At 45.9% G+C, this 14,840-nt stretch carries 15 protein-coding genes; 14 read left to right on the top strand and 1 reads right to left on the bottom strand.

Going from position 1 to position 14,840, the window contains the following annotated elements:
* The first annotated feature begins 56 nt into the window (after positions 1-56).
* From KJS65_RS09560 to KJS65_RS09545, 4 genes are all read left to right on the top strand, one after another.
* Positions 57-452: a VOC family protein gene (locus KJS65_RS09560; RefSeq protein ID WP_213649616.1), complete on the top strand. Its 396-nt coding sequence runs from the start codon at positions 57-59 to the stop codon at positions 450-452.
* Between the two features lie 47 nt (positions 453-499).
* Complete coding sequence (locus tag KJS65_RS09555; protein WP_213649615.1) at positions 500-841, top strand: DUF1801 domain-containing protein; 342 nt, start codon at positions 500-502, stop codon at positions 839-841.
* 486 nt (positions 842-1,327) lie between these two features.
* Positions 1,328-3,241, top strand: coding sequence for a threonine--tRNA ligase (gene thrS / locus KJS65_RS09550; RefSeq protein WP_213649614.1), 1,914 nt, complete (start codon positions 1,328-1,330; stop codon positions 3,239-3,241).
* Positions 3,242-3,392: 151 nt separating this feature from the next.
* Positions 3,393-3,857 (top strand): DUF1259 domain-containing protein, encoded by a 465-nt coding sequence (locus tag KJS65_RS09545; protein WP_213649613.1) that lies wholly within the window; start codon positions 3,393-3,395, stop codon positions 3,855-3,857.
* A 92-nt stretch (positions 3,858-3,949) separates the two neighbouring features.
* Here the strand turns inward: KJS65_RS09545 and KJS65_RS09540 are convergent, their stop codons facing one another.
* On the bottom strand, positions 3,950-4,369 hold the full coding sequence (locus tag KJS65_RS09540) for an SgcJ/EcaC family oxidoreductase (protein ID WP_244864455.1): 420 nt from the start codon (positions 4,367-4,369) through the stop codon (positions 3,950-3,952).
* 129 nt (positions 4,370-4,498) lie between these two features.
* Here KJS65_RS09540 and KJS65_RS09535 point away from each other — a divergent pair, with 129 nt between their 5' ends.
* The 10 genes from KJS65_RS09535 (at position 4,499) to KJS65_RS09490 (ending at position 14,831) form a co-directional block, all read left to right on the top strand.
* Positions 4,499-5,251 (top strand): LysR family transcriptional regulator, encoded by a 753-nt coding sequence (locus KJS65_RS09535; protein ID WP_306432969.1) that lies wholly within the window; start codon positions 4,499-4,501, stop codon positions 5,249-5,251.
* Positions 5,252-5,581: 330 nt separating this feature from the next.
* The gene (locus KJS65_RS09530; protein ID WP_213649612.1) at positions 5,582-6,007 is read left to right on the top strand and encodes a DMT family transporter; all 426 of its coding nucleotides are present in this window, start codon (positions 5,582-5,584) and stop codon (positions 6,005-6,007) included.
* A gap of 51 nt (positions 6,008-6,058) precedes the next feature.
* Positions 6,059-6,757, top strand: coding sequence for a Crp/Fnr family transcriptional regulator (locus KJS65_RS09525; RefSeq protein WP_213649611.1), 699 nt, complete (start codon positions 6,059-6,061; stop codon positions 6,755-6,757).
* A 25-nt stretch (positions 6,758-6,782) separates the two neighbouring features.
* Positions 6,783-7,256: a DMT family transporter gene (locus KJS65_RS09520; protein WP_213649610.1), complete on the top strand. Its 474-nt coding sequence runs from the start codon at positions 6,783-6,785 to the stop codon at positions 7,254-7,256.
* 203 nt (positions 7,257-7,459) lie between these two features.
* A complete protein-coding gene (locus KJS65_RS09515) occupies positions 7,460-9,163 on the top strand; it encodes an alpha-keto acid decarboxylase family protein (protein ID WP_213649609.1) in 1,704 nt (567 codons plus the stop codon).
* Positions 9,164-9,361: 198 nt separating this feature from the next.
* Positions 9,362-10,474, top strand: coding sequence for a DNA alkylation repair protein (locus KJS65_RS09510; protein WP_213649608.1), 1,113 nt, complete (start codon positions 9,362-9,364; stop codon positions 10,472-10,474).
* 184 nt (positions 10,475-10,658) lie between these two features.
* Positions 10,659-11,741, top strand: coding sequence for a LacI family DNA-binding transcriptional regulator (locus KJS65_RS09505; RefSeq protein WP_374706146.1), 1,083 nt, complete (start codon positions 10,659-10,661; stop codon positions 11,739-11,741).
* Between the two features lie 39 nt (positions 11,742-11,780).
* Entirely contained in the window at positions 11,781-12,941 is a 1,161-nt protein-coding gene (locus KJS65_RS09500) for a Gfo/Idh/MocA family protein (RefSeq protein ID WP_213649607.1), read from the top strand.
* 39 nt (positions 12,942-12,980) lie between these two features.
* Positions 12,981-13,700, top strand: coding sequence for a ThuA domain-containing protein (locus KJS65_RS09495; protein ID WP_213649606.1), 720 nt, complete (start codon positions 12,981-12,983; stop codon positions 13,698-13,700).
* A gap of 27 nt (positions 13,701-13,727) precedes the next feature.
* Entirely contained in the window at positions 13,728-14,831 is a 1,104-nt protein-coding gene (locus KJS65_RS09490; protein ID WP_213649605.1) for a Gfo/Idh/MocA family protein, read from the top strand.
* The last annotated feature ends 9 nt before the right edge of the window (positions 14,832-14,840 follow it).

Raw genomic sequence — 14,840 nt, 5'->3', positions numbered from 1 at the left:
TAATAAGTAATATATTTGTTCTCGAATATAAAATCTATTGAGAAAGGTTGTTGAATATGGGAGCACAATTAAATCCTTATGTAATGTCGGAGGATGCAAGAAAACAAGCAGAGTTTTACAAGCAAGCCCTTGGAGGTGAGATTCACTCTATCAAGACATTGGGTGAAGTACCGGGTACACCGGAAGAGGCCAAGGACAGAGTTATGCATCTGGTTTTGACAGTTGCAGGGACTAACACATTATTCATGTCTGATTCTTTCCAACCAGTGTCCGGCAGCCGGAATATCAGCCTGTCCTTATCCTATGACAGTGAGTTTGAGGCGCGCACGGCATATGACAATCTCGGTGATGGCGGCGTACTCCAGTATCCTTTCGAACTTCAGCCATGGGGGTCCTATTATGGGGAAGTCGTGGATCAGTTCGGAGTTACTTGGCAAATCGTCAAACATTAAAGATTTAAGAATATAAGAATCTAACTCATGAAAAAGGAGAAATTGATATGAACCCGGAAGTAACAGATTTCATTGGGGCGATTAAGGAGCCTTGGCAGGGAGAACTCGCAAGCAGCCTTCGAGAGGTTGTCTATCAAGCGATTCCCGAAGTACAGGAGCGCATCCAGTACAAGAAACCCCATTTTTTGAAAAATGGGAAATATGCAGCCGTCATTTCCACTTCGAAAGATGCGGTTAGTTTTACGATCTTTAATACAAGTGAACTCACGCTTCCCGAAGGATTATTTGACGGTCCACCGGAGAGAAAAACGATGAAGCTTCGTCAAGGACAGTCTTTAGATTCCGAACAGCTGGTGGGATGGGTAAGTCTTGCATCCGCAGCACTTTAACATCTTTTTCAAGGCGGTTACAACATTACATATATATGACATACACCTAGCATCGCAACTTCAATTGCGATGTTTTTCTTTTTTTTGAAAATTAATTTACTTGACTTTGACATATAACTATGGATTATAATAACGTTAATTCAAAACTTGGCTTTGATCAAAGACATGATTTCTTATACGAGCTGCCCAGAGAGAGAAGTACCAGCTGAAATCTTCTCCAGTAACCGATCAGAAATTACCCCTTTGTAGCTGTGGCGTTGAACCTGCTTATCCATGGATAGCGGCAGTAAGCGTCACCGACTTGTCCCCGTTACCGGATACCAATAAGAACCTGCATATCCTTCTTTGTCCCATGGGACCAGGCTGAAATGTTTGCAGGTTGAATTAGGGTGGAACCACGAGCTGAACGCACTCGTCCCTTTGTGGAGAGATGCGTTTTTTTGCGTTCATAAATCAAACAAATACCAAGAAATGGAGGTAAAAGTCATGGAGATCAATATTACGCTGCCAGATGGAACAATTAGGAGGTATCCGCAAGGCACCACTATCGAAGAAGTTGCGGAGTCCATCAGTATCGGTCTAAAGAAAAATGCAGTTGCTGGCAAATTGGACGGCAAGATTGTTGATCTGAGTCAGCCGATTGAAGCGGATAGCCATATCGAGATTGTAACGCTGGACAGTCAGGACGGTCTGGAAATTTACAGACATAGTACTGCACATCTGATGGCTCAGGCTATTAAACGGATCTACGGAGAGACATGCGTTAAACTCGGCATTGGACCGATTATTGAAGACGGATTTTATTATGATATTGATATCGAGAAGCCGCTATCTACGGAGGATCTCGAAGCGATCGAGCGGGAAATGGCCAAGATTACGCAAGAGAACCTGCCCATTGTCCGCCGGGTTGTCCGCAGGGAAGAAGCTATTCAGGTCTTTGAAAAATCGGAAGAACCGCTGAAACTAGAGCTCATCCGCGATTTGCCGAACGATGCGGAAATATCCATCTACGATCAAGGTGAATTTTTTGACTTATGCCGTGGGCCTCATCTTCCTTCAACAGGCCGCATCAAGGCGTTCAAACTGCTGAACGTATCTGGTGCTTATTGGCGAGGGGATTCGAGCAACAAAATGCTGCAGCGTATTTACGGAACTGCATTTCCTAAAAAAGCGCAGCTCGATGAGCATCTTCATTTCCTTGAAGAGGCCAAGAAACGCGATCACCGCAAGCTTGGCAAGCAGCTTGAGTTGTTTATGTTTTCGGAGGAAGCACCAGGCATGCCTTTCTATTTGCCAAAAGGAATGACCATCCGTACCGAGCTTGAGAACTTCGCACGAGAGCAGCAGAGACAAAGAGACTACGATGAAGTTCGGACTCCACTCATGATGAACAACCGCGTCTGGGAACAATCCGGGCATTGGGATCATTATAAAGACAATATGTACTTCACGAACGTAGACGAAACGAAGTTTGCACTTAAACCGATGAACTGTCCGGGACATATGCTTATTTTCAAAAATAAGCTTCACTCCTACCGTGAGCTGCCGATCCGCATATCGGAGTTTGGCCAAGTGCACCGGCATGAGTATTCGGGGGCGCTGAACGGGATGATGCGGGTACGGACGTTTTGCCAGGATGATGCGCATCTCTTCGTCCTGCCGGAGCAAATTGAAGCAGAAATCGGACGGATCATTGAGCTGATCGATCATATGTATCAAGTGTTTGGGTTTGAATATAAGATTGAGCTGTCTACACGGCCAGAGGATTCGATGGGATCTGATGAGTTATGGGCTGAAGCGGAGACATCTCTGCAAAATGTATTGGATAACCGCGGGATTGATTACCGCGTGAATGAAGGCGATGGGGCATTTTACGGACCTAAAATCGACTTTCATATTCTGGATGCACTCAAAAGAAGCTGGCAATGCGGCACGATCCAGCTGGACTTTCAAATGCCTGAGAAATTCGATCTCACTTATGTCGGCGAAGATGGTCAGAAATATCGGCCGGTCGTTATCCATCGTGCAGTTTATGGTTCCATAGACCGATTCATGGGGATGCTGACTGAACATTACGCTGGGGCTTTTCCATTGTGGCTTGCACCCGTTCATGCGAAGCTGCTGCCCGTTTCCGAGAACTATGTCGACTATGCTTTTCAAGTGAAGCAGTCATTAGAAGAAGCTGGAATTCGGGTCGAAATCGATATTCGTAACGAAAAGCTTGGATATAAAATCCGTGAAGCTCAGCTGGAAAAGGTGCCTTATATGCTGGTGCTGGGCGAGAATGAGAAAAACTCTGGCAGCGTCTCTGCAAGAAAACGCGGAGAAGGGGATCTTGGCTCAATGACGATCCAGAGTATTATGGAACAAATAAACGGAGAAATTGCATCTAAACAGTAAGGTGACCTAAATAAACCCATTGCTTAAGTGGATTCATTTCCCTGGCAATGGGTTTTTTCGATGATCTTTTCGTTCATTAATAATGCTGCATACCTCCTGAAAACTGTGAAACACTAAAACAATTCAATGCATCATTTGAGGAGGGAATATAATGAAGAAGATCCTTTTATCTATGATCGTGGTTCTATCGCTAATCATCCCCACAGGCACAATTATGGGGGCGGAGAGTCAAGATTGTCATGTGCTTGAGCAGGAGTTTAGCACAAAAGTGAAGCAGGAGAACGGCGTATGCAAGCTGGAAATCATGCGCAAAAACATTCCTGTGTCGAACTTGGGTGTAAAGCTTTCCCCTGAAGCGATTGAACTTGGATTTGGTGCAAACTTTGAAAAAGCAGGTAATAATACGGCAGTTATTGGTGAGTTTGCACTCCTCAGTGAGGAAGTGAATCCCGTAATTGATGCGCTTCGCAAAGGAAACGTGGAAATATCTGCTGTGCATAACCATCTCATCGGCGAGCAGCCTCAAATCATTTATCTGCATTTTCAGGGACTCGGGAATGTTGAATCCTTAGCCAAGACAGTTAAAGAAGCTATCGCTTCTACAGATAAGAAGTAAATGAGATAAACAAATGTTAAATTCTAATGTTGATTTTGACGATAAGAAAACCGCCTTGATAAAAGGCGGTTAGTTCAACTTATAATATTTTGTTAGTAAGATTTAAGAAGGGTGTTTTGTCCTGCTGCTAGCCTCCAGGTATTCATTTCCTTGACCATTACGTAGATAGCGATGCTTTCTTGCCCTCCGTCGATTCGGTTGCCATCGGAGGTTGTTGAACATTGACGGACATGAACAATAGCCACAGTGGAATGAATGAACGCAATGCTGTCAACAGTATATTTGCTATAAGAATTACTTAAGGGGCCAGTCAACACGATTTTGTGTACTTTGTTTATTTCATTCCAACCTGACAACTTTTCGCCGATTACATTCACCCAAGTGGCATTTTGTGTGAAATGGCTATCTAGCGCATCTGCATCGTGCCGATTAAACGCCGACTCCATTTGACTAACTACATGTTTGATAAGCTCGCGATCCTGCTCTATCGATCCCTCTTCTTTGTGTAACACGGGAATTCCCTCCCTTTATATTGCTTGCTTACTTCATTCTTAAATCTGATATTATAGCAATATATCATTAATGTATAATACATCATTCTCATGAGTATCATGCCATTTTATATATAAGCGGAGGAAATAATGGATACATTGCATTTACATTACTTTCGTACAGTCGCCAAGATTCAGCATATGACCAAAGCAGCCGAAGAGCTACATATTGCTCAACCTGCACTAAGCAAAACAATTACTCGTCTGGAGGAAGATTTGGGTATCCCTCTCTTTGACCGACAAGGAAGAAACATAAGGTTAAACACTTTTGGTAAAGCGTTTCTTCTAAAGGTGGAAACCGCATTAAACGCATTGGGAGATGGAAGGAAAGAGCTAGAAGAACTTTCAGGATTACAGTCAGGCAGCGTTAACTTAGCGGTTACGAGCATCGAGCTCCTGTCGAAGCCGCTTGCTGACTTTCTATCCCAATTCCCGGAAGCTAATTTCCGAATAAGGCAAACTTCAATAAAGGAAATGGAGGGTCTTCTGCTGGGTGGAGAAGTGGACATTTGTCTCACTGCGTTACCTACACAAAGTGCTGGAGTATGCTCCTCCCATGTCCTAGAGGAAGAAGTATACCTTGCTGTCCCTCCTAATCATCGATACTCAGACCGTGAGAGCATTTCTATTGCTGAAGCTGCAAATGAACCTTTCATTGGTTACAATGAGGGTCAGTTTTATCAACCACTGAACGATATTTATTTTGGAGAGGCTGGAATTAATCCTAAATATATATGTAGGGTAAGTGAGCCTTCTGCTATAGCGAGTCTTGTACGGGCCGGCGTAGGTGTAGCTCTTGTAGGTGAGTGCGGACGAAACTCTGACTCCCCCTCCATTTATTAAAGATACATGGCCACAGTACGAAACGTATTTACAAGTTCATTTGGCTTGAATCACGGTATTTATCTGCAGCAGCTAGAAAATTCATGGAGTCCGTAACGGAATTTTTCAGCGAGTCTAGAGGAACAACAAGGACAGACTAGTCTTTTTCCGTAAATCGAACAAGAAAAAGCAGAAAGCCGAAGTCAGCAAGCAATTTCATTTCCTTTCAATCCATAGATAAATCATCATTTTATAAAGCATCAGTGAGGTTGAGGACATATGTCCTTTCTTTTAAATCCGGATTTATTATTTAATTATTATTAAATAAGAATGGATGAGGAGATAAGTCAGATGAGGGGAATATTGTTTGCCTTTTTAGGAGGAGCGTTTATTACACTGCAGGGAGTGGCCAATGCCAGAATCAGTCAAGGTATCGGCACGTGGCAGGCAGCCGCGTTAACCCAGTTCACAGGCTTTATCGCAGCATTGATAGTCATGCTTATCATGCGTGATTTTAAAAGGCAGGGCTTCAAAAAGGTTAAACCTTTATACCTGAGTGCAGGGGCCTACGCGGCGGTTATTATTTTCAGCAATGTGACAGCCATTCAACATATTGGCGTAACGCTGACCGTGGCGTTAGTTATCATTGCCCAGCTGGCTTTGACCTTCCTGATGGATCATTACGGATGGTTCGGGCTGCAAAAGAAACGAATGGGACTCCCCCAATTTTTCGGTATCGCTATGATGATTGCGGGTGTGGTGATCCTGAAATTTTAGACGTATAATTGACCCGGAAGATGAACATGGAAGCCTGGGGGACACAACGTTATGAAAGAAATAAAAGATCGCTCGCAGTTGGCAGAATATATGCACATTCATCAATTGAAAGACATTTTTAATGAACCATTGATCCCGCATATGTGCTTATACAGCTTTGAACAAGGGGAACTCATATGCTCTCAAGGCGAGCCGGCACAATATTTATATGTTCTCGTTAAAGGGAAAATTAAAGTATACAATACCTCTACGGAAGGTAAAACGCTGATCATTTCTTTTAAAACAGCACTCGAAGTAATCGGTGATGTTGAATTCGTTCAAGAAGCGGATTTTATCAACACGGTTGAAGCGGTATCTCCTGTATATATGATCGGGATTCACCATCAGTGGTTGAACATGTATGGCAAGGATCATATGCCACTGCTGCAATTTTTACTGAAAATTATTACGGGAAAGTTCTATATGAAATCGAATGCGCTTAGCTTTAATCTCATGTATCCGGTGGAGGTTAGGCTCGCCAGTTATATCCTGTCGGTATCCTTTGATCCAACGGATGTTTTGTTCAGAGGTCATCTAAGTACATCCGAGTTACGGGATGCGGCGAACCTGATCGGAACGAGCTACAGACATCTCAACCGGGTCATTTTACAGCTTTGTAATGAAGGGATTCTTGAACGCGGCAAAGGCTTCATTCAAATTAAGGACAGAGAGCGGTTAATCACAATCGCGGGTCACAGTATCTACGAATAAATGATTGGGTAGGGGAGATAAAATAATGATTACGGGACTTTTACTAGCCTTGTTGGCCGGTTCACTCGTTAGTTTGCAAAATATATTTAACAATAAAGTGAATGTTCATGTGGGATCATGGACCACAACAACTTTGGTGCTGGGTCTGGGCTTTGCAGCTTCCTTTACGCTCGGCCTGGTGTTTGAAGGTTCTGCAATGTTTGCTCTGCATCATTTGAAACTCTGGTTTTGCTTCAGCGGACTGATCGGTGTTGGCGTCGTAACCTGTATGGTGCAGGGGATCAATCGTCTCGGGCCTACGTTTGCCGTTTCGATCAGCATGTGCGCGCAGCTTGGTTTTGCTTTGTTATTTGATTCGATGGGCTGGCTCGGACTGGAGAAAGTCGATTTTACTTTCAAACAGCTGATCGGGGTATTGGTCGTTGTTGGAGGTATCATTGTATTTAAGGTTGGTGGACGTGAGAAAAGAACGGCGAATGAACAAGGGTTGGTCGGATAAAAAAACGATAGATTTAGTAGATAAAATTCACAAATAATTTCAGGGAAATGATAGAGCGGCGGCAACAAGCCAGCACTATCATTTTTTTTGTGCCGGGCGGAACCGTTAGCTCAAGACGTATTTGGGCCAATCGAATAATCTTTCCAAGAAAGGGTAATGTTATACAGAACATGACTTGCGAACCGGATAAGGAGGCTTTCAACATGAAAAATACAACAAATGAGAATCTAGCAGGGTCAACGATACAGAAGACGGTAGGGGATTTCCTTTTCGATTGTCTGAAGCAGGAGGGAATCACGGAGATTTTTGGCGTGCCCGGCGATTATAATTTCACATTGCTTGATACGCTTGAGAGATATGCAGGCATACGTTTTATCAATGGCCGGAATGAACTGAATTCGGGATATGCTGCCGATGCGTATGCTAGAATAAAAGGAATATCGGCATTGATTACGACGTTTGGCGTCGGAGAAATGAGTGCTTGTAATGCGATTGCTGGGGCAAATAGTGAACATGTACCCATTATTCACATTGTGGGCTCACCGCCGGATATGGCTCAGAAAGAACGTAAGCTAATGCATCATACGTTAATGGATGGGAATTATGATGTATTCCGCAAAGTGTATGAACCGATCACGGCCTATACAGCGGTAATTACACCAGAGAATGCGGCGATCGAAATTCCAAATGCCTTCCGAATCGCAAGGCAGAAGAAGAAACCGGTCTATCTTGTTGTTGCGGACGATTTGGTTTCGAAGCAGGTCATGGCTCATCATGAAGCTGCTATGCCAAAAGCAAAAACATATCCGGGTACGCAGCAGGCTGCTCTGGATCATATTAAACAAATGTTAAACTCGGCTCAAAAAACGGTGATACTGGCAGATGTCAAAACGCAGCGTTTCCATCTGGAGGAATATGTACGAAAGCTTGCTGAATCGATGAATGTGCCGGTAGCATCCACCATGTTCGGAAAAGGGGCGTTTGATGAAAGCCATCCGTTATTTATAGGAATGTACGGCGGTGCTTTCGGCAGCCCTGAGGTACGTGAAACGGTAGAAAAAGCGGATTGTGTCATTGCTGTAGGATTAGTATGGGCAGATACTAATACAGCTAACTTTACGGCGAAGCTGAATCCGCTTCGGATGATTAATATTCAGCCGGACAAGGTTAAGGTCGGGGAAGCAGAGTACCCGAATGTGCTTGCGGAAGATATACTGCTGGCGTTGCAGAATACTGGATATAAGCAGCAAGATACCGTTGTGAAGGCTCAGTATCCATACGACATGATGACAGGTAATCCTGAGGAGCCACTCTCAGCCGTATCCTATTATCCGCGTTTCCAGCGGATGCTGAAAGAAGGGGATGTCGTCGTGGCGGAGACAGGTACCTTTTTTTACGGAATGGCACAGGTTAAACTTCCGCATGCTGTAACCTATATTGCCGAAGGTGGTTGGCAGTCCATCGGCTATGCGACACCATCGGCATATGGTGCCTGTATTGCGGCTCCAGCGCGAAGGGTGCTGCTTTTTACTGGGGATGGTTCCCTGCAGCTTACAGCCCAGGAGATTAGCTCCATGCTGTATTATGGCTGTAAACCGGTCATTTTTGTTCTGAATAATGATGGGTATACGATCGAGAAATATTTAAATGTGAAAACCGAAAACCAGACGTATAATAAGGTTCCGAAATGGTCTTATACCAAGCTGGCAGAGGCATTCGGGGGGGATGCTTATACGGTCACCGTGCGCACCAATAAGGAACTGGATGAGGCGATCACCCGTGCTGAGACCGAATGCAGCAGCAGGTTATGTATCATCGAAATGATAGCAAGCGATCCCATGGATGCTCCGGATTATATGCATAAGATGCGTGATTATATGGAGCAGCAGGAGAAGCAGCGAAGCTAATGTGTAATACATGTTCTGGATTAGATAAATAACTTCATGCCTATCAGGCAAATCAAGAATTCCCCGTTGTTCGGTATTGTATTTCACCGGGCAACGGGGTTATTCTATGAGGAAATAATCTTGCAGATGATGATGCATTTCTATTATATTTAGACAACGGCGTTCTTTTTCCGGACAATGTAGATATGGGGGAGTCTTATGGCTGACGCATTAAAATTGATGTATAACCGGGATTTTTTTCAGGATTTCGGGGAAAAGGTTAAAGAAGCATACTCCGATTTTGATATCGAAGGATTTATAACAATAATCATGGATGATACTTGGGAAGAGCTTGCGTTAAAAGCAAGAACCCGCCGGATCAGCGAAACACTGGGCAATTTTTTGCCGTCAGCTTATGAAGATGCCATAGGTGTTCTGTTTCGGATTGACGAGAAATGCGTCGGATTTCCATACTTATTTTTTCCGGATTTCGTAGAGGTTTATGGACTGACGGAAGAACATTGGAGTCTTTCCATGGCGGCTCTGGAAAGATTCACGCAAAGGTCATCTGCTGAATTTGCAGTAAGATCGTTCATTATCCATGATCCGGAACGAATGATGCGGCAAATGCTGGACTGGTCGCAGCATCCGAGTGAACATGTCAGACGTCTGGCGAGCGAAGGATGCAGGCCTCGTCTCCCATGGGGGCAAGCGCTGACGATGTTCAAGAAGGATCCCGCACCTGTTCTTCTGATTTTGGAGCAGTTGAAAGAGGATACCTCGCTGTATGTCCGCAAAAGCGTGGCCAACAATCTGAATGACATAGCTAAAGATCATCCTGCTGTAGTGATTAGTCTTGCCAAGCGGTGGTTAGGCAGCAATCCCCATACGAACTGGATTGTCAGACATGCCTGCCGAACCTTGATCCGCATGGCTGATCCTGAAATCCTGGAGCTTTTTGGCTATACGAATTCGGAAGAAGGGGCTCCTCTTGCTGCGACCGCAAGCTTGTCTATTGAACCTGGAATGCTCTCGATTGGCAGCGGCAGCGTGCTGCAATACGAGCTCCGTATCCGGGAAGGGGCAACTGCCCGTGTTCGGATTGAATATGGGATATATTTTGTGAAAGCGAACGGACAGACCTCCCGCAAATTATTTTTACTGTCTGATAAAACCGTCCCCGGAGGGTCTGGCTTGACTGGAGAACGCAAGCACAGCTGGGCAGATTTGACGACGCGGCGCCATTATCCGGGAGAGCACCGGATCGTGTTATTGGTGAATGGACAGGAAGTCGCGGAAACGATGCTCATCCTTGAAAGGGGTTCCCAATAAAGGGTTCAACGACATTCGTAAACGGAAATTGATATATTTAAAAGGCACGGGGGCACCATCCTTGTGCTTTTTCTTTTACTTTAAACTATTGACATTCAGATCAGATATGAGTGATAATGTACGCGCGTACATAAAATTGATAACAGATATTTAAATTGAATCACTACAGTTTTTTTCAAAGGGTGTGAGCCATATCGTTACACGAAAAGCGGTTGCCGAGATGGCTGGAGTCTCTGAAGCCACAGTCTCCCGCGTACTGAACAATGTAGGGCCGATGAGGGAAGAGACGAAGCAAAAGGTGCTTGAGGCCGCAGAGATTCTTGGCTATTATCCCAATGCGATTGCTCAGAGCTTTGCCCGCCGCCGGAGTGGCAATTTGGGAGTGATTCTCCCTTATGTGCCGAAAGTGCATATTTTTTCAACCTATTATTTCTCGGAGATTTTAAATGGCATCGGAGAACAGGTACGAGAGCTTGGGTATGACATGCTTCTGATTTTTCGAAAACCCGGGCATGAGAACGGTTACATCGATCTGTTCCGCTCGCAAAAGGTGGATGCTTGTATTCTGCTGGGTACGATGGATACGCCTGAGGAACGGAAGGCATTGAAAGCACTGGAAGAAGCGGGTCATCCATTTTGCCTCGTGAACCAGCATTTTGAGGGCGAGCATTTCCTTGAAGTGGATGCGGATCATGAACAAGGTGCTTATGAAGCGGTGAAGCATTTGCTGGATGAGGGCTACCGCAAGATTGCTTTTCTGAATGGTCCGCCGGCATACTCCAATAGTTTGGATCGTTTGAAGGGATATGTGCGGGCGATGACTGAAGCAGGACTGTTTAGCCCTGATAAAAGCATAACTGAAGCCGTTCCTCCAGAATGGCTGAACACGGGGAATTACAGCAGAACAAGCGGATATGAGGCTGCTTCACGGTTCTTTTGCAATAAAGATCATATAGAAGCGGTCTTTGCTGCGAATGACCGCATGGCGATCGGACTGATGCAGGGTTTTCGGGATTTGGGCGTGCTTCCGGGCAAGGATATTGCCATTGCGGGATACGATGATTCGGATGGGGCGAGGATTACGGATCCTCCGTTGACGAGTGTCGCGGTACCTTTTTACCAGATGGGCATGATGGCTGCCAAGCTGCTGCTATCGGATTCTGGAGCAGAAGATTCTGAGATGGGCGGTGCATCTGATCTTCCGCAGCAGATTCAATTGGGGACAAAGCTGATTGTTCGTTCATCAAGCAAGGGTAACCAGGCATAGGATTCATAGAGTTGTAAATGAAAAGGAGGACGGAATTCAATGAAGCAGATTCATGTGGGAATGGTAGGATACAAATTTATGGGGAAAGCACATAGTCATGCGTACCGGGATATTCCGATGTTTTTTCCAAATACAATTCAGCCAGTGATGCAGGCCGTTTGCGGGCGTGATGCAGATGGCGTATCCAAGGCTGCCAAGCAGTTCGGGTGGAATGAATATGTGACCGACTGGAAAGAGCTCGTGCAACGTGAAGACATTGATCTTATTGATATCAATGCACCTAGTGATATGCATAAAGAGATTACGCTGGCAGCTGCGAAAGCAGGGAAGCACCTGTTTTGTGAGAAGCCGCTCGCGCTGTCTTTAAAGGATTCGCGCGAAATGCTGGAAGCTGCAGAAGCGGCGGGCGTGAAGCATATGGTTGGATTCAATTACCGATTCGCTCCTGCCGTACAGCTCGCCCGGAAACTGATCCAGGAAGGCCGTCTTGGACAGATCTATCATTTTCGCGGCTGGTTTTTGCAGGACTGGATTTTGGATCCGGATTTTCCGCTTGTATGGCGCTTGCAGAAGGATGTAGCCGGATCAGGTTCACATGGTGACTTGGGTGCACATACCATCGATTTGGCTCATTATCTCATCGGTGATATCGAAGAAGTGATAGGAATGAGTGAGACCTTTATTAAAGAACGGCCGCTTCCGGGTTCGATGAGCGGACTCAGTGCCAAAGGAAGCCAAAGTAATGAAAAAGGTGAAGTTACCGTGGACGATGCAACGATGTTCCTCGCCCGCTTTGAGAATGGAGCCTTGGGCAGCTTCGAGGCAACACGCTTCGCGGCAGGTCATCGCTGTACGAATTCCTTTGAGATCAATGGAAGTAAGGGCAGTGTGAAATTTGATTTCGAGCGAATGAACGAGCTGCAGGTATATTTTACGGATGATGCTGAAGATGTTCAGGGTTTTCGCCGTATTCTCGCTACGGATCCCGCGCATGCTTACGCCGAAGCCTGGTGGCCTCCAGGTCATACGATTGGTTTTGAACATACGTTCATCCATGAAACGGTTGAGCTGCTGCAGGCCATTGAAGAAGATCGTCAGCCTGTCCCTAACTTCGCCGATGGCGTGAAATGCCAGCAGGTGCTTGAAGCCGTGGAATTATCGATAGCCGAAAGACGCTGGGTACAAACGAAAGAGCTGTAAGGTACAACAATATTTGAATGTGAAGGAGATGTCCATCCTATGAAGAAGGCATTGATCGTCTGGGGAGGCTGGCTCGGGCACCAACCCGAGGAAGTCTCAGCGATATTCCGCGGGATATTGGAAAATGAGGGTTATTCAGTGGAGGTGGCAGATAACCTCGCGGCTTTTGATGATGCGGAAAAGCTGAAATCTCTTGACTTGATTGTTCCGATCTGGACCATGGATGAAATCAGTCAGGACCGGGTTAATAATGTGTCGGCAGCCGTACAAAGCGGCGTTGGCTTGGCTGGTTGTCATGGCGGTATGTGCGATGCTTTCCGCAATAATGTCGATTGGCAGTTTATGACGGGTGGAAATTGGGTGGCTCATCCCGGGAATGACGGAACACCGCATCGCATTAATGTCGTTAATACATCGAGCCCACTAATGGAAGGCATTCAGGATTTTGATGTGTCCACTGAGCAATATTATCTTCATATTGATCCAGCAGTCGAAGTGCTGGCTACGACCCGTTTTCCGGTTGCTGATGGTCCTCATATACTCAATAAAGCCGTTGATATGCCGGTCGTCTGGACGAAGAGGTGGGGCGTTGGTCGGGTGTTCTATTGCTCACTCGGGCATCAGGCGGACGTTATCGAGCTCTCTCCGGTGAAGGAGATCATGCGCAGAGGTCTGCTGTGGGCTGCCGAAGGCAAATCAAAGTCTGTGAATCAGAACTCGGAAGGCGTTTATACCGGAATGCAGGATAGTCAGGTCTAGACTACATAGATTGGAGAGTCCGTGTACATGAGAAAAGTAAATATAGGCATTATCGGTTGTGGGAATATCAGCGGAATTTATTTTGAAAATCTGAGGATGTTTAGTGCAGTCCATGTTACCGCTTGTGCCGACCTGGATCTTAATCGGGCACAGGCAAGAGCTGAAGAGTTCGGGATTCCCAAAGGCTGCACGGTAGCCGAACTGCTCGCGGATCCGCAAATTGAGCTGGTCGTGAATCTTACCATTCCCGCTGCGCATAGTCAGGTTTGCCTTGAAGTATTAGAGGCAGGAAAACATGTCTACGTTGAAAAGCCGCTTGCGGTTACGCGGGAAGAAGGTCAAGCAATCCTTGCCAAAGCGAAGGAGAAGGGTCTGCTTGTGGGCAGCGCTCCGGACACATTTCTCGGCGGTGGAATCCAGACCTGCATCAAACTGATCGAGGACGGGTGGATTGGCACGCCAGTCGCTGCAACCGCCTTTATGATGTCCCGGGGACATGAGCACTGGCATCCGGATCCAGAGTTTTATTATGCCAAGGGCGGGGGACCGCTGTTTGATATGGGGCCGTATTATCTGACTGCTTTAATTGCCATGCTAGGCCCTATTAAGCGCGTGGCGGGTATGGCGAAAATATCCTATCCGGAACGGACGATTACAAGCAAGAAAAAGTTCGGCCAGATCATACCTGTGGATACACCAACCCATGTGGCAGGGGTTCTTGATTTTCACAGCGGCGTCGTGGGAACCATGATCACCTCCTTTGATGTATTTGGTGACAGTCATCTGCCGTGGATTGAGATATATGGAAGCCAGGGAACGATTAATGTTCCGGATCCGAATACCTTTGGAGGCCCTGTGCTGCTTAAGCGTCATGACTCTCCGGACTGGAAGGAGATACCTCTTTCTCACGGGTATACGGCAAACTCTCGGGGGATTGGCGTTCTCGACATGGTTTATGCGCTGAATGGCAGCAGGATCAACCGCGTAAATGGTGAGCTTGGTTATCACGTACTTGAAGCGATGCATGCTTTCCATGACTCTTCCGAGCAAGACCGATATTATATGATGAAGAGCACATGCGAACGGCCGATGCCGATGCCGCAACATTTACCGTTTGGCGTTTTGGATTAAAGTCAAAAA

The organism is Paenibacillus sp. J23TS9 (assembly GCF_018403225.1).
Taxonomy (GTDB): domain Bacteria; phylum Bacillota; class Bacilli; order Paenibacillales; family Paenibacillaceae; genus Paenibacillus_AQ.
Note: the sequence above shows the minus strand (reverse complement) of the source record. Positions and strands in the feature narration are given on the sequence as shown.

Excerpts from the sequence above, each read along its gene's own strand:
- thrS (WP_213649614.1), top strand. The coding sequence starts at position 1,328 with ATGGAGATCAATATTACGCTGCCAGATGGAACAATTAGGAGGTATCCG.
- KJS65_RS09500 (WP_213649607.1), top strand. The coding sequence starts at position 11,781 with ATGAAGCAGATTCATGTGGGAATGGTAGGATACAAATTTATGGGGAAA.
- KJS65_RS09495 (WP_213649606.1), top strand. The coding sequence starts at position 12,981 with ATGAAGAAGGCATTGATCGTCTGGGGAGGCTGGCTCGGGCACCAACCC.
- KJS65_RS09510 (WP_213649608.1), top strand. The coding sequence starts at position 9,362 with ATGGCTGACGCATTAAAATTGATGTATAACCGGGATTTTTTTCAGGAT.
- KJS65_RS09560 (WP_213649616.1), top strand. The coding sequence starts at position 57 with ATGGGAGCACAATTAAATCCTTATGTAATGTCGGAGGATGCAAGAAAA.
- KJS65_RS09520 (WP_213649610.1), top strand. The coding sequence starts at position 6,783 with ATGATTACGGGACTTTTACTAGCCTTGTTGGCCGGTTCACTCGTTAGT.
- KJS65_RS09555 (WP_213649615.1), top strand. The coding sequence starts at position 500 with ATGAACCCGGAAGTAACAGATTTCATTGGGGCGATTAAGGAGCCTTGG.
- KJS65_RS09530 (WP_213649612.1), top strand. The coding sequence starts at position 5,582 with ATGAGGGGAATATTGTTTGCCTTTTTAGGAGGAGCGTTTATTACACTG.
- KJS65_RS09545 (WP_213649613.1), top strand. The coding sequence starts at position 3,393 with ATGAAGAAGATCCTTTTATCTATGATCGTGGTTCTATCGCTAATCATC.
- KJS65_RS09515 (WP_213649609.1), top strand. The coding sequence starts at position 7,460 with ATGAAAAATACAACAAATGAGAATCTAGCAGGGTCAACGATACAGAAG.
- KJS65_RS09490 (WP_213649605.1), top strand. The coding sequence starts at position 13,728 with ATGAGAAAAGTAAATATAGGCATTATCGGTTGTGGGAATATCAGCGGA.
- KJS65_RS09535 (WP_306432969.1), top strand. The coding sequence starts at position 4,499 with ATGGATACATTGCATTTACATTACTTTCGTACAGTCGCCAAGATTCAG.
- KJS65_RS09525 (WP_213649611.1), top strand. The coding sequence starts at position 6,059 with ATGAAAGAAATAAAAGATCGCTCGCAGTTGGCAGAATATATGCACATT.